Origin of the sequence: Alteromonas sp. 14N.309.X.WAT.G.H12 (assembly GCF_036697315.1) — a bacterium.
Taxonomy (GTDB): domain Bacteria; phylum Pseudomonadota; class Gammaproteobacteria; order Enterobacterales; family Alteromonadaceae; genus Alteromonas.
Window position 1 is genome coordinate 1 of sequence record NZ_JBAHZB010000275.1, and the last position, 251, is coordinate 251.

General features: G+C 43.4%; 1 protein-coding gene. It reads left to right on the plus strand.

The genetic code is table 11. The annotated features are described in order from the left end of the window. The coding region (locus V5298_RS20960) for an RHS repeat-associated core domain-containing protein (RefSeq protein ID WP_332933325.1) at positions 1-251 on the plus strand (251 nt) is incomplete at both ends.

The following is a 251-nucleotide window of genomic DNA, read 5'->3' on the forward strand; positions in this document are numbered from 1 at the left end:
AAAAATGGAAATGTGGTACAGACCCATCAGTATGATCCATTCGGCCAGCCACAAAACAGCAGCGATTCCCGATTTAGGTATACCGGTCAAATTCAAATAGAAGGTACTGAGCTTTATTACTACAAAGCACGGATCTATCATCCAAAGTTAGGGCGTTTCCTACAAACTGACCCCGTGGGTTATGAAGATCAGATGAACCTGTATGCTTATGTGGGGAATGACCCGATTAATATGGTAGACCCTAGCGGATT